The organism is Flavobacterium sp., assembly GCF_017985075.1.
GTDB lineage: Bacteria > Bacteroidota > Bacteroidia > Flavobacteriales > Flavobacteriaceae > Flavobacterium.
The window spans coordinates 84766-98110 of record NZ_JAGNYF010000003.1 but is presented as its reverse complement, the minus strand read 5'-3'; the positions used below and the strand labels follow the sequence as shown (position 1 = coordinate 98110).

The following is a 13345-nucleotide window of genomic DNA, read 5'->3' as shown; positions in this document are numbered from 1 at the left end:
TCGCAATTCCCACACCACAATCCTGCATTAATTTCCCTGTAATAATCGAATCCGATAAACTAAAACATATGTTTATGGTTGCCATTAAAAGCGCAAAAAAGAGTAGTAATTTGTGTTTTTGTAAATACTTATAAAGCAATTTCATTTGTAAAAATTTAAGAGGCAAAAGTAGACAATAAAAAGACTTTATAAATTATTTTGTAACTATTTAACTTGTTTTTGTACTTTTGGTTGACGATAAATAAAGTTATGAAATTTCAAACCACCATTCCCATAAAAAAATCTGATTTTTTAATTGATTATTCTTCAAAATTAGTTTCTTTAGGTTCTTGTTTTGCTGAAAATATGGGTGATAAATTTGACTATTTTAAATTTTCAACGATTACCAATCCGTTTGGAATTATTTTTAATCCAATTTCATTAGAAAAAATAATTATTAGAAGTATTCATAAAAAATATTTTACAGAGAAAGATATATTTTTTCATAACGAAGCGTGGCATTGTTTTGAAGTACATTCCGAACTTTCGAATCCTAATAAAACGGAATTTCTTACTACATTAAATCAATTAATTGATACCACAAATTGGCACATTGAAAAAGCGACACATTGTCTAATTACTTTAGGAACTTCTTGGTTGTACAAGCATATTGAAAGCGATGCGCTTGTTGCGAATTGTCATAAAGTTTCACAAAAACAATTTGTAAAAGAGTTGCTTTCTGTTGCTGATTTAGAAGCGAGTTTGAAAAGAATTGTTTCAGAAATTCAAGTTGTAAATCCAAATTGTAAATTTATATTTACCATTTCTCCTGTTCGTCATAATAAAGACGGTTTTGTTGAAAATAACGTAAGTAAATCGCATTTAATTACTGCGCTATATCAATTTTTATCAAATACTACTTCAAGTATTTATTTTCCGAGTTATGAAATTATGATGGACGAGTTACGTGATTACCGATTTTATGCGGAAGATATGTTGCATCCAAATCAAACCGCAATTGATTATATTTGGATGAAATTTTCTGAAAATTATATAAATGAAACCGAATTTGAAACGATGCAACACGTTTCAGAAATTCAAAAAGCATTGAATCACAGACCTTTTAATCCTAATTCTGAAAGTCATTTAAAATTTCAGGATAATTTAAAACAGAAAATTAATGACATTGTAACTAAATATCCCGAAATGAAATTTTAAAGCCACTATTGTAATTTGCTTTGTAAGCTTTGCCAGCTACCGCCATTTATGCATTCAATTCCGTTTCGTTTTAGTATGTTTGTTGCCATTCCGCTTCTGTTTCCACTTCTGCAACAAGCAATTACTGGTTTGTTTAGTTTTTTTATGTCGTTAATTTTCGATTCGATAATTTGTAAAGGAATGTTTTTGGAGTTTTGAATGTGTCCTCCAGCAAATTCTTCATATGTTCTAACATCAATGATTATTGCATTTTTTTCTTTAAATGCTGCAATTTGAGCGGATTTATCACCAAATCCTAAAAAATCTAAAATTCCCATGTTGTTTTGTTTTTAGCAAATATATGGGAATCTTATAATTTTTATGTAACAAATGTTACTATGTAGTTTGTTTTTCGAAAATTAAAGCCAAACCGCCGTCAATTAAATGTGCAATTTCTTGACGTTTTGTTTTAACTTTTTCTAAATGATTTAACACTTTATCAATTAAATCCGAATGATTTTCTTTTTTAGCTAATTCGGCAATTTCAACTGAAAGTAACCAATCGTTTTCATGATTTGCAGTTACAGCACCAAAGGCTTCTTTCAGCGTAATTTCAGCAGGTTTTCCTTCTCTTAATTTTCTAATATTTAGGTATAAATTTTCAAGTTCTTCTCGTTTGCTTGATTTTTTTTGTTTTATAGTATGCGATGTTGGAACGTGGGTAATCATATCAAAACTTGAAACATCTGCAGGTCCTGAAAAAGCGGATGTTATTTTTTTACCCACAGCCATATCATAAATCCCCCATTCTGGAGCAAATAATACCGTTTCGCCGTGAGTTACAGTACAGTTTTTGAATTTAATTAGTAAAATTTCACCTTGTAAATTTCGTGTACCTGTAATAATTTCACCTGAAACTTTAATATTTCCTTCAAATTCTAATGTAATTTGTTCGCCTTCGTAAATATCATAGGCGCGTAAATCTCTTGGACCCATATCTTCTATGGCCAAGTTAATGCCTTTTAGCATTCCAATTGGTGAACCAAATCCATCTGGATGCGATGCTGTTCCGTGTCCTACTAATTCTTTTTCTCTATATGATAAAGCTGTTTTTCCTGTGGTTTGAATGTATACTGGTTTTCCTTCGTTTTCAATAACGTTAGTAAAAACACCTGAAATTTGTAAGCCAGTACTTAACTCTGCAGTACCCATAGCTTTTGAAGTAATTAATTTTTGAATTCCAGATAAACCTCCTGTTCGCAATGCCATTTTATTTGCAAATTCTTCTAAAACAGAATTTAATTTGGCGAAATCTGGCGTTACATAAAGTTGTGGTTGTGGTTTTGTGATATCAAAACTTTGGTCTGCTGCTGAAATATCGTATGGAAGTTTTTTGACTTCATCTGTCATACACCAAGCACTTTCGCCAATAGATGATAGCAAACCTGCACCATATATTTTTGGGTTTTCCACTGTTCCAATTAAGCCATATTCTACTGTCCACCAATGTAAATTTCTAATTTTTGACATTTCAGACAATTCACCCATATTGTTTTGTAATAATTCAACTTGGTCTTCTACAGCTTTAATTTCAGCTTTCGGAGTGTCTTCGGCTTCTTTTACAATAGATAATAATCGAACGGCTTCGTATAATTCGTAATCTCTTGAAGATGAAATGGCCTTGCAACCAATTTCGCCAAAACGACGTAAATATTCTGCATATTCTGGATTGGCAATAATAGGAGCGTGTCCAGCACCTTCATGAATAATATCTGGAGCGGGAGTGTATTCAATATGTTCTAATTGTCTAATATCACAAGCAATTACTAAAACATTATACGCTTGAAATTCCATAAAAGCACTTGGAGGAATAAATCCGTCAACCGCTACAGCAGCCCAACCAATTTCTTTCAAAATTCGGTTCATACCATACATGTTAGGAATATTATCAATTTCTAACCCGGTTTTTTCTAACCCTTCTAAATAAGAATTATGTGCCACTTTAGATAAATAATTTACGTTTTTACGCATTACATATCTCCAAACCGCTTGATTAATTGGCGTATAATCAGAATAATCCTGTGGAATTATAAACTGTTTTAAATGTTTAGGTAACCTGTCTATCAATGGGTTACTTTCAAAATTAGTTTCCATAATGGTATTTATGATGTTTCAGTAAAATTACGATAAATTTTATATCAAATTATGATTTTTATCATGCAAATAAAAATCCTGACAAGAATTAAAAAAACGTATCAGGATTACTATATTTGTTTGAAGTATTATTTTATTACTGGCGGGTATTTCTCTAAAATTTTAGCTACAAATTCTGCAATTCTTTCGTCTTTTTTTTCTGTATTTGTGGTTAAATAGCCCGTTCCAATACCTTGCCAAACTAACTCTTTAGTTTTTGCATCAACAATATCAATATATAACGTGCCTTCTGGAGTGGTAGTGGTTCTTGAATAGCCCATTCCCCAGTTCGGACCCCAGCCCCAGCCAAAACCGTAACCCCAGCCCATGTTGTTGTATACATCAACACGTTCACGCTCTTTGGTGAAAATATTGATTAAAACATCGGGATTTTCTGATTTTGAAAATTGTTTAGTAGGCATTACAGCATCAATTGCATATAAAATACGCTTTTTGTCTAAATCTGAAATTTCTAATTTATCTATGCTGCTTTTATTATAGGCATAGGTTTTGTAAGCTGCAAAATTTGCTTTTTTGTCATAATCTGTATTTACATATACAGACGAACAAGAAGTAAGGATTAAAAATCCTAAAACCGGAAGAAGTTTAATTAATTTCATATAATATTGTTTAAGTTAATAAATTTTCGTCAACTAAGTTCGGAAGTGTTACTTTTAATAAAGGTTGTGCTTCCATGGCGCGTTTTATTGCAAAAATTGCACCTTCATTTCTGGCCCAATTCCTTCTTGATATTCCATTATTTACATCCCAAAACAACATCATTTCCAAACGTTTAGATGCTTCTTTTGTACCATCAAGAAGCATGCCAAAACCTCCGTTTATAACTTCGCCCCAACCAACGCCTCCTCCATTATGAATAGAAACCCAAGTAGCACCACGGAAACTGTCGCCAATTACATTTTGAATAGCCATATCTGCCGTAAATCTCGAACCGTCATAAATATTAGACGTTTCTCTGTATGGCGAATCGGTACCAGAAACATCATGATGGTCTCTGCCTAAAATTACCATTCCAATTTCGCCTCGAGCTATAGCTTGATTGAATGCTTCTGCAATTTTAATTCGTCCTTCGGCATCAGCATATAAAATTCGAGCTTGTGATCCTACAACTAATTTGTTCTCTTGAGCGCCTTTAATCCACTGAATATTGTCTGCCATTTGTTGTTGAATTTCAACTGGCGAATTTTTCATCATTTCTTCCAAAACTTCACATGCTATTTGATCTGTTTTGGCTAAATCTTCAGGATTTCCTGAGGCACAAACCCAACGAAATGGTCCAAAACCATAATCAAAACACATCGGACCCATAATGTCTTGTACGTAACTATTGTATTTAAAATCGATATGATTTTCTGCAAACACATCAGCACCAGCTCTTGAAGCTTCTAATAAAAACGCATTTCCATAGTCGAAGAAATAGGTGCCTTTATCCGTATGTTTATTAATTGCCACTGCATGTCGACGCAACGTTTTTTGTACTTCTTCTTTAAATTTTTCCGGATTATTTGCCATCATTTCATTAGACTCTTCAAATGTAAATCCAATAGGGTAGTAGCCACCAGCCCAAGGATTATGAAGTGACGTTTGGTCAGAACCTAAATCGATATGTAAATTTACTTCATCAAATCGTTCCCAAACATCTACTACATTTCCTAAATAAGCAATAGAAACTACTTCATTGGTTTCCATTGCTTTTCTAACTCTCGCTACTAAAAGTGTAATGTCTTCAATTACTTCATTTATCCAACCTTGCGAATGGCGAATATGTGTAATTTTAGGATTCACTTCGGCACAAACGGTTACACAACCCGCAATATTTCCTGCTTTTGGTTGTGCACCAGACATTCCACCTAGTCCAGAGGTTACAAATAAACCGCCTTTTGGTGATTTTATTATTTTTCGAAAACCGTTTAAAACAGTAATTGTAGTGCCATGAACAATACCTTGAGGTCCAATATACATATAACTTCCTGCGGTCATTTGTCCGTATTGCGACACGCCCAAGGCATTCATTTTTTCCCAATCATCAGGTTTAGAGTAATTTGGAATTACCATTCCGTTGGTAACCACGACTCTTGGTGCTTCTTTATGAGAAGGAAATAATCCCATCGGATGACCAGAATACATTGATAACGTTTGTTCATCTGTCATTTCAGACAAATATTTCATAGTAAGTAAATATTGTGCCCAATTTTGAAAAACCGCACCATTTCCTCCATATGTAATTAATTCATGAGGATGTTGTGCAACTGCATAATCTAAATTATTTTGTATCATCAACATAATGGCTTTTGCTTGTTCAGAATTTCCTGGATATTCAGAAATTGGTCTGGCTTTCATTTCGTAATCTGGACGAAATCTATACATATAAATTCGACCATATTTTTCTAATTCGGCTTTAAATTCTGGAAGTAACGCGGCATGATGTTTGGCATCAAAATAGCGTAAAGCGTTTTTTAAAGCTAATTTTTTTTCTTCATCTGAAAGAATTTCTTTTCGTTTTGGTGCATGATTTATTGCGGCATCATAAGGTTTATGTTGCGGTAAAACATCTGGAATTCCTTGTTGTATTTGCTCTTTAAAAGTCATTTTTTTAGATTTTGGATTTTTAGATTTTGGATTTTCAGAAATTTATGTTTGAAAATCGATTGTCTAAAACTATTTTTTATTTCTTCCTGTTTTTTTGTCGAAACCATATGGGCAATGTCTACAGCCACTTTTACAGCAATATCCTCGCTTTAAATGATGTTTTTCTGTAAAACATTTATATCCTTCAGGAGTAAAATAAAAATCTTCTCCTTCTATTAAATTTTTTGGATTTATTTCATTGTTCATATTCGCAAATTTAGGAACTTTGCAGCAAATGATTGTATTAGTTTTTTAAATATTTAACTAATGAAACAATTATTTCTTTTTTATGAAATCAGAAAACCAGAAAATACCTATTCATTTTCCTAACGGAATTGAACTTTTTATCAAAAGAGAAGATTTATTGCATCCTGTAATTTCTGGAAATAAATTCAGAAAATTAAAATATAATATACGAGCTGCCAAAGACCAAAATAAAAAGAAATTATTGACCTTTGGCGGGGCATTTTCTAATCATATTGTAGCTGTTGCAGGTGCTGGAAAAGAGTTTGGTTTTGAAACTATTGGAATAATTAGAGGAGAAGAATTAGAAGAAAAGATAAATGAAAACCCAAGTTTAGCAGTGGCACAACAGTTTGGAATGAAATTTGTTTTTGTTTCAAGAGATGCATATAGGTTAAAAGTAACGCCCGAATTTTTAGAAGAAATGCAGTCTCAATTTGGTGATTTTTATTTACTACCCGAAGGCGGCACAAATGAATTAGCTATAAAAGGATGTGAAGAAATTTTAATTGAACCCGATTCGGAATTTTCATATGTCTGTACTTCTGTAGGAACTGGCGGTACTGTTTCAGGAATTATTAATAGTGCTGCTTCTCATCAAAATATTATTGGATTTTCTTCCTTAAAAGGTGATTTTTTACAAAAGGATATTGCTAAATTTGCAAATCAAAATAATTGGACTATTAATTGTAAGTATCATTTTGGAGGTTATGGAAAAGTAACAAACGAGTTAATTGAATTTATGAATTCCTTTTACATTCAATATGAAATTCCATTGGATCCAATTTATACCGGAAAAATGATGTTTGGTATTTTAGATTTAATACAAAATGATTTTTTTCCACCAAATTCAAAAATTTTAGCTATTCATACCGGTGGCTTACAGGGTATTGCAGGTATGAATTTAAAATTAGAAAAATCTGGAAAAACAAAGATAATGATATGATGAATAAAATTTTAATACTATTTTTTGCGCTGCTTTTAACAAGTTGTGGAGGTTCTAAAATCACTACTACTAAAGGAAAAAAGTATTCTAAAACATATCCTGCTTCAAAAAAGCCTGCTGCAAAACCAACACCAGTAGCAAAATCTCCAACGAAGGAAAATCCTTCTGGTAGCGAAATATTAGTAGCAACATCTAAAGTAAAAGCTACAACAGAAGATGTAAAAAAATACATTGAAAATTTTAAAGAAACGGCAAAAAATAACATGAAGGTTCACGGAATTCCTGCAAGTATTACTATGGCACAGGGTATTTTAGAATCGGGTGCAGGTTTTGGTTCTTTAGCTAAAGAAGCGAACAATCATTTTGGTATAAAATGCCATACAGGATGGACAGGTGAGTCTGTAAAATACGATGATGATGCCGAACAAGAGTGTTTTAGAAAATATAAAGACCCAACTGAATCGTACAAAGATCATTCTGCTTTTTTATCTTCAAGAAAACGATATGAAAGTTTGTTTAAATTAGATAAAGGCGATTATGAATCGTGGGCAAATGGTTTAAAACAAGCGGGTTACGCAACAGATACGTTATATCCTTCTAAATTAATTGGTATTATAGAACGGTACGAATTATATAAAATTGACAATGAAGTATTAGGAAGAAATTTTATTCCAAAACCAAGAGTTGTTACTCAAGTACAAGTTATTGGAGAGCATACCGTTGAAAAAGGAGATACATTATACTCGTTATCAAAAAAATACAATATATCTGTTGAGGAATTAAAAAGTTTAAATACTATTTTAGAATCCGGAATTTCAATCGGTCAAAAATTAAAAGTAAAAAAATAATGTTATATCAAAGAAGTAGTCAGTTATTTGTTGAAGCAAATGAAGTAATACCTGGCGGTGTTAACTCTCCTGTTCGTGCATTTAAAGGCGTAGGCGGTTTTCCGATTTTTATTAAAGAAGCTAAAGGAGCCTATTTATATGATGAAGACGGAAATAAATACATAGACTATATCAACTCTTGGGGGCCTATGATTTTAGGTCACGCCCACGAGCCTGTAGTAAATGCAATAATTGAAAAGGCAAAAAAAGGCACCTCTTTTGGAACCCCAACTGAATTAGAAACGAAAATAGCTCAATTGGCCATTTCAATGGTGCCAAATATTGATAAAATTCGATTTGTTAACTCGGGTACAGAAGCTTGTATGAGCGCAATCCGTTTAGCACGAGGCTATACCAAACGTGATAAAATTATTAAATTTTCAGGATGTTATCACGGTCATTCCGATTCGTTTTTAATTGCTGCTGGAAGTGGATTAAGTACGTTTGGTGTGCCAAATAGCCCTGGAGTAACTGAAGGCACGGCTAAAGACACGTTGTTAGCAAAATACAACGACTTAGAAAATGTAAAAGCACTTTTTGAAGCCAATAAAAATGAAATTGCAGCAATTATCGTAGAACCTGTTGCAGGTAATATGGGATGTATCCCTCCAAAAAAAGGTTTTTTATCAGGTTTAAAGCAACTTTGTGAAGAAAACGGAGCTTTGTTGGTTTTTGATGAAGTGATGACTGGATTTCGTCTTGCAAAAGGTGGCGTACAAGAATTGTATCAAGTTTCGGCTGATATAGTTTGTTTTGGAAAAGTAATTGGTGGTGGTTTGCCAGTAGGTGCTTTTGCAGCACGAAATGAAATTATGAATTTGTTATCGCCATTAGGTCCTGTTTATCAAGCAGGAACGTTATCTGGAAACCCATTGGCTATGGCGGCAGGTTATCAAATGCTTTTGGAATTAAATTCAGATAAAGAAATATTTAATAGATTAGAAGAAAAAACAGCTTATTTAGAGAGCGGAATTCAAAAAGTTTTGTCAGAAAATAATATTGAGTTTACTATAAATAGAGTAGGATCAATGATTTCAGTGCATTTTGATAAAAATGAAGTGTATGATTTTGAAACTGCAAAAAATGGAGATAACGAAAGATTTAAGAAATTCTTTCACGAATTGTTGAAACGTGGCATTTATATTGCACCTTCAGCATATGAAACGTGGTTTATTACTGATGCTTTAAGTTATGAAGATTTAGATTTTACGATTCAATCAATTCAAGAAGTGGCAAAAATATTATAAAAAAAAGCCCGTTTAGTTAACTAAACGGGCTTTTTAAAAAGTAATTTATTTTTAGTTTGTTAATTTTTTCAACAAACCTTTTTTATTTTCAATACTTTCCATTTGAGTTTGAGAAAGAGTAGCTCTTAATTTAGCTTCAATTACTTTCGCTAATTCGATTTTTCTTTCTGCTGAAAGATTTTCGTTTAAATTTCTGAATTTGTATTCAAATAATCTTGTTAAATCGTCGCTTAAAGTCCCTTCTACGGTTATCGCTTCAGAAAGTGCAACCATATTATTTTTAGCTTCAATTTTCTCGTCTACTTTTTTAAATGTTTCTTGAGCATTAGCATTAACTGTGAAAGCTAAAAACAAAACAAGAGCGCCTAATAAATTTTTCATTGTTAAATCTTTTAATAGTTTTATCAAAAATAAAAAATATTTTCAATATCAAAGCCTTTTTTACAAATAATTATTTTTTTTATTTTTTTAAGTAAGTATAAGAATTTACTTTTCTGCTTTTTTTTCTGCATTTTAATTAAAAAATGCCATCAATTTTTATCTCTATTTCGAATATTTTGTATCTTTGTATTGTGAAAAAAATAGCTATTTTAATTACATTTTTATTTCTGGTAAAACCTGTTTTACCAGTTTTAAGCTATTTTGTTAACTATGAGTATATTGCAAATGAGCTTTGTGAAAACCAAGACAAGCCAGAAATGGAATGTAATGGTAAATGTCATTTAAAAAAGGAATTGGCAAAAGCTTCTTCAGAAGAAAATTCGAATTCAAAAGATAAAAAATCAGTAAATAAACAAGAAATAGAAGTGCTTTTTTATCAAAATACTATTTATTTTGAAATCAAAAAAAGTGTTTACAAAGTAGCTGCTATTTCTACTCATTATTTTAATAACTATTTTCATTTAAATAGTTCTCAGATTTTTCATCCACCCACTAAATTAGTTTAAATACAAAAGATTTTCCGTTTTTTTCTAATCGGAAAGGACACTTATGTCCAAAAAATAATGTTTGAAACTATTCAAGCATCAATTATCTATAATTTAAACTAAAATAAAATGAAATTTCAATTAAAAAATAGTATAGCAATTTTAGCTATAGCTTTCGTATTCAATTCTTGTAATAATGATGATGCACCTGCAGCAGCAATAGACGAAAAAGGTAATTTAAAAGTAGAGTTTGACAATGTATATGGTAGTGCAGATTTAGCATTTGCTACTAACTATACAAACTCTAATGGAGAAGTTATTAAAGTTAGCAAAGCAAAATACATTGTAAGCAATATAGTTTTAACAAAAACAGATAATTCAACTTATACAATTCCAAAATCTGAGAGTTACTTTATAATTGATGAAGCAACTCCAGCAAGTACGCTATTAAATTTACCAAATATTCCAGCAGGTGATTATAAAAGCATCAAATTTGGAATAGGAGTTGATCAAACGCAATGGGCACTTGGTGCAACAGGTCAAGGTAATTTTCTTACTCAAGCACAAACTGCAGGTATGATGTGGAGTTGGAGTGCTGGCTATAAATTTGTTGCTTTTGAAGGTACTTTTACTTCACCTACGGTAACAACTGCAACAGATTATAAAGTTCATACTGGACAAACAGGAACAGACTATAATTATACTGAAGTAACATTAAATTTTCCAAACAATGCTTTAGTTAGAAGTTCAATTACTCCTCAAGTTCATATTATGGCAGATTTACAACATATAATTGATGGAACAAATAAAATAAGTCTTTCTAATAATAACATGGGAGGAATGGGCGCCATGATTATGGGAGGCGCAAATTTACCTTTAGTTACTTCAAATTTAAGTAATATGTTTGAAGTACATCATGTGCATAATGATTAACATTTAATTAAAAAGACTGTCATTTTTTCTTATGACAGTCTTTTTTAATATTTTTTCGATATGAAAGCAAAATATTTAATATTGCTTACGTTTTTGTCATTTTTTGGTTGTGAACATTCTGATGATGAGAGTGAATATGTGAATTTGCCTTTGAATCTTGTAGTTCCAAGTAATTTTCCACCTTCCACGTATAACACAATTAATAATCCTATTACTGAAAAAGGTTTCGAATTAGGGAAAAAATTATTTTATGATGGTCGATTGGCTTCAGATGGAATAATTTCTTGCGGATTTTGCCATATTCAGCAAGATGCTTTTACACATCACGGTCATTCATTAAGCCATGGTGTAGGAGATAATATTGGAACGAGAAATACACCTCCGATTCAGAATTTAGCATTTCAATCTACTTTTATGTGGGATGGCGCTGCGTCTCATTTGGATTTACAACCGATTATCCCATTTACCAGTCCGATTGAAATGAATGGTGATTTTTCAACTGCTATTGCTATGATGAAATCTGATCCCGCGTATGTAAAACTTTACAATCAAGCCTTTCCAGATAAACAAATTAATTCTGAAAATATGCTCAAAGCGTTGGGTCAATTTATGGCAATGATGGTTTCTTCAAATTCTCGTTTCGATAAGTATAGAAGAAATGAAACGGGAGGTAATTTATCTGCGCAAGAATTGCAAGGCTATGCTATTTTCAATCAAAAATGTGCCACATGTCATGCTACAGATTTGTTTACTGATAATTCATTTAGAAATAATGGTTTGCCAATTAATCCAACTTTTAATGATGTTGGGCGTTATAGGGTAACTCTTTTAGATGCGGATTTGTATAAATTTAAAGTACCCAGTTTAAGAAATATTGAACTTACAGCGCCGTACATGCATGACGGACGATTTTTTACTTTAGACGCAGTGTTAAATCATTATTCTTCGGGAATGGTAAATTCAACTACTTTGGATCCAAGTTTAAATTCGAATGGCACTTTAGGAATTCCATTGTCAAATCAAGAAAAAGCAAATCTTATTGCGTTTTTAAAAACGTTAACTGACAACGAGTTTATCACAAATCCAAAATTTGCTGAATATTAATAAATATACATTATGAAAAATATACTACTTGCTTTTTTTGTATCAACCATTTTACATGCTCACGAAAAGCCAAAACCAAATCAAAAATTTAGTTATAAACTTAGTTTACCTACAACTAATTATTTAAAAAAACACACGACTAAAAGTTTGTTTTTAGATGATTGTGATGGTTGTGGTTGTGGCGCAAGCGGAGGAAGTATGGGTTTTGCTTCAATGATTAATTCGAATTTTGTTGGTGTACGCTATTTTAATCAACAATATAAATCTAATGATGGTTTATATTCAAATTCACCTTGGTTAAATGAAAATTTTAATACCGTTCAGGTTTGGGCCAGAGTACCTGTTTTTAAAAAGTTTCAAGTTTCAGCTTTAATTCCTTATCATAATCATGAGCGTGAAACCCAGAGCGAAAATCAATCTATTAGTGGTATTGGTGATATTACAGTTTTGGCATTAACCACCGTTTTTAAATCAAAAACAGATACGGTTTCGACTTCATTTAAACACAATTTACAAGCAGGTATGGGTGTTAAACTTCCTACGGGCGCTTATAAGCAAGCAAATTCAGGTAGTGTAAATCCAAGTTTTCAATTAGGTACTGGGAGCTGGGATGTACTTTTAACATCCGAATACGTAATAAAGAAAAAGAAATTCGGATTAAATAATATGATTAACTATATCATAAAAAATGAAAACGAAAAATACTATCGTTTTGGAAATCAGTTTAATTATGCATCTACTATTTTTTATTTATTTGAGAATAAAAAATTTGCATTTGCACCACAAATTGGTCTTGCAGGCGAATTGTATGAAAGTAATTATCAATACAACCAAAAAGTAAAAAATACTTCAGGCGATGTTCTTTTTAGTAAATTTGGCTTTGAATTAGGGTATAAAAAATGGTCGTTTGGTTCTAATTTACAGTTGCCAATAAATCAAAATTTAGTGGGTGGTTTAGTTGAAGCTACCTCCAGATGGAGTGTAAATGTCAATTTTAAATTATAAAAAAAAGCGGCTAAAAAAATGTAGCCGCTTTTTTTA

At 31.7% G+C, this 13345-nt stretch carries 14 protein-coding genes; 8 read left to right on the top strand and 6 right to left on the bottom strand.

Features of this window, described 5'->3' with window-relative positions; all coding sequences use genetic code 11:
• The first annotated feature begins 249 nt into the window (after window positions 1–249).
• Window positions 250–1197, top strand: a complete 948-nt coding sequence (locus tag KA468_RS01655; RefSeq protein ID WP_291241212.1) for a GSCFA domain-containing protein — start codon at window positions 250–252, stop codon at window positions 1195–1197.
• Window positions 1198–1202: 5 nt separating this feature from the next.
• Here KA468_RS01655 and KA468_RS01650 read toward each other — a convergent pair whose 3' ends face one another.
• From KA468_RS01650 to KA468_RS01630, 5 genes are all read right to left on the bottom strand, one after another.
• Entirely contained in the window at window positions 1203–1514 is a 312-nt protein-coding gene (locus KA468_RS01650) for a rhodanese-like domain-containing protein (protein WP_291241211.1), read from the bottom strand.
• A gap of 58 nt (window positions 1515–1572) precedes the next feature.
• Complete coding sequence (locus KA468_RS01645) at window positions 1573–3330, bottom strand: aromatic amino acid hydroxylase (protein WP_291241210.1); 1758 nt, start codon at window positions 3328–3330, stop codon at window positions 1573–1575.
• A 128-nt stretch (window positions 3331–3458) separates the two neighbouring features.
• Window positions 3459–3989 carry a DUF4136 domain-containing protein gene (locus KA468_RS01640; RefSeq protein ID WP_291241209.1) on the bottom strand — a complete coding sequence of 177 codons (531 nt, stop codon included), beginning with the start codon at window positions 3987–3989 and terminating at the stop codon, window positions 3459–3461.
• Between the two features lie 10 nt (window positions 3990–3999).
• Complete coding sequence (locus KA468_RS01635; RefSeq protein WP_291241208.1) at window positions 4000–5979, bottom strand: urocanate hydratase; 1980 nt, start codon at window positions 5977–5979, stop codon at window positions 4000–4002.
• A gap of 69 nt (window positions 5980–6048) precedes the next feature.
• Window positions 6049–6225, bottom strand: a complete 177-nt coding sequence (locus KA468_RS01630) for a DUF5522 domain-containing protein (protein ID WP_291241207.1) — start codon at window positions 6223–6225, stop codon at window positions 6049–6051.
• An 82-nt stretch (window positions 6226–6307) separates the two neighbouring features.
• On the opposite strand from KA468_RS01630, the gene KA468_RS01625 reads away from it, so the two are divergent.
• From KA468_RS01625 to hemL, 3 genes are read left to right on the top strand one after another with little or no spacing between them, the layout of a single operon-like run.
• Entirely contained in the window at window positions 6308–7207 is a 900-nt protein-coding gene (locus KA468_RS01625) for a 1-aminocyclopropane-1-carboxylate deaminase/D-cysteine desulfhydrase (protein ID WP_291241206.1), read from the top strand.
• Complete coding sequence (locus tag KA468_RS01620; protein WP_291241205.1) at window positions 7204–8055, top strand: glucosaminidase domain-containing protein; 852 nt, start codon at window positions 7204–7206, stop codon at window positions 8053–8055. The genes KA468_RS01625 and KA468_RS01620 overlap by 4 nt, the downstream gene beginning before the upstream one ends.
• Window positions 8055–9341, top strand: a complete 1287-nt coding sequence (gene hemL / locus KA468_RS01615) for a glutamate-1-semialdehyde 2,1-aminomutase (RefSeq protein ID WP_291241204.1) — start codon at window positions 8055–8057, stop codon at window positions 9339–9341. Before KA468_RS01620 ends, hemL begins: the two co-directional genes overlap by 1 nt.
• Window positions 9342–9392: 51 nt before the next feature.
• Here hemL and KA468_RS01610 read toward each other — a convergent pair whose 3' ends face one another.
• Complete coding sequence (locus tag KA468_RS01610) at window positions 9393–9722, bottom strand: hypothetical protein (protein ID WP_291241203.1); 330 nt, start codon at window positions 9720–9722, stop codon at window positions 9393–9395.
• Between the two features lie 143 nt (window positions 9723–9865).
• Here KA468_RS01610 and KA468_RS01605 point away from each other — a divergent pair, with 143 nt between their 5' ends.
• The 4 genes from KA468_RS01605 (at window position 9866) to KA468_RS01590 (ending at window position 13309) form a co-directional block, all read left to right on the top strand.
• The gene (locus KA468_RS01605; RefSeq protein ID WP_291241202.1) at window positions 9866–10288 is read left to right on the top strand and encodes a hypothetical protein; all 423 of its coding nucleotides are present in this window, start codon (window positions 9866–9868) and stop codon (window positions 10286–10288) included.
• Window positions 10289–10396: 108 nt separating this feature from the next.
• Window positions 10397–11200, top strand: a complete 804-nt coding sequence (locus KA468_RS01600; RefSeq protein WP_291241201.1) for an MbnP family protein — start codon at window positions 10397–10399, stop codon at window positions 11198–11200.
• A 60-nt stretch (window positions 11201–11260) separates the two neighbouring features.
• Window positions 11261–12304, top strand: coding sequence for a cytochrome c peroxidase (locus KA468_RS01595; RefSeq protein WP_291241200.1), 1044 nt, complete (start codon window positions 11261–11263; stop codon window positions 12302–12304).
• 12 nt (window positions 12305–12316) lie between these two features.
• Window positions 12317–13309 (top strand): transporter, encoded by a 993-nt coding sequence (locus KA468_RS01590; protein ID WP_291241199.1) that lies wholly within the window; start codon window positions 12317–12319, stop codon window positions 13307–13309.
• The last annotated feature ends 36 nt before the right edge of the window (window positions 13310–13345 follow it).

Bases quoted from the DNA above. Each gene is read 5' to 3' on its own strand.
- KA468_RS01655 (WP_291241212.1), top strand. From the start codon at position 250: ATGAAATTTCAAACCACCATTCCCATAAAAAAATCTGATTTTTTAATT.
- KA468_RS01650 (WP_291241211.1), bottom strand. From the start codon at position 1,514: ATGGGAATTTTAGATTTTTTAGGATTTGGTGATAAATCCGCTCAAATT.
- KA468_RS01645 (WP_291241210.1), bottom strand. From the start codon at position 3,330: ATGGAAACTAATTTTGAAAGTAACCCATTGATAGACAGGTTACCTAAA.
- KA468_RS01640 (WP_291241209.1), bottom strand. From the start codon at position 3,989: ATGAAATTAATTAAACTTCTTCCGGTTTTAGGATTTTTAATCCTTACT.
- KA468_RS01635 (WP_291241208.1), bottom strand. From the start codon at position 5,979: ATGACTTTTAAAGAGCAAATACAACAAGGAATTCCAGATGTTTTACCG.
- KA468_RS01630 (WP_291241207.1), bottom strand. From the start codon at position 6,225: ATGAACAATGAAATAAATCCAAAAAATTTAATAGAAGGAGAAGATTTT.
- KA468_RS01625 (WP_291241206.1), top strand. From the start codon at position 6,308: ATGAAATCAGAAAACCAGAAAATACCTATTCATTTTCCTAACGGAATT.
- KA468_RS01620 (WP_291241205.1), top strand. From the start codon at position 7,204: ATGATGAATAAAATTTTAATACTATTTTTTGCGCTGCTTTTAACAAGT.
- hemL (WP_291241204.1), top strand. From the start codon at position 8,055: ATGTTATATCAAAGAAGTAGTCAGTTATTTGTTGAAGCAAATGAAGTA.
- KA468_RS01610 (WP_291241203.1), bottom strand. From the start codon at position 9,722: ATGAAAAATTTATTAGGCGCTCTTGTTTTGTTTTTAGCTTTCACAGTT.
- KA468_RS01605 (WP_291241202.1), top strand. From the start codon at position 9,866: ATGCCATCAATTTTTATCTCTATTTCGAATATTTTGTATCTTTGTATT.
- KA468_RS01600 (WP_291241201.1), top strand. From the start codon at position 10,397: ATGAAATTTCAATTAAAAAATAGTATAGCAATTTTAGCTATAGCTTTC.
- KA468_RS01595 (WP_291241200.1), top strand. From the start codon at position 11,261: ATGAAAGCAAAATATTTAATATTGCTTACGTTTTTGTCATTTTTTGGT.
- KA468_RS01590 (WP_291241199.1), top strand. From the start codon at position 12,317: ATGAAAAATATACTACTTGCTTTTTTTGTATCAACCATTTTACATGCT.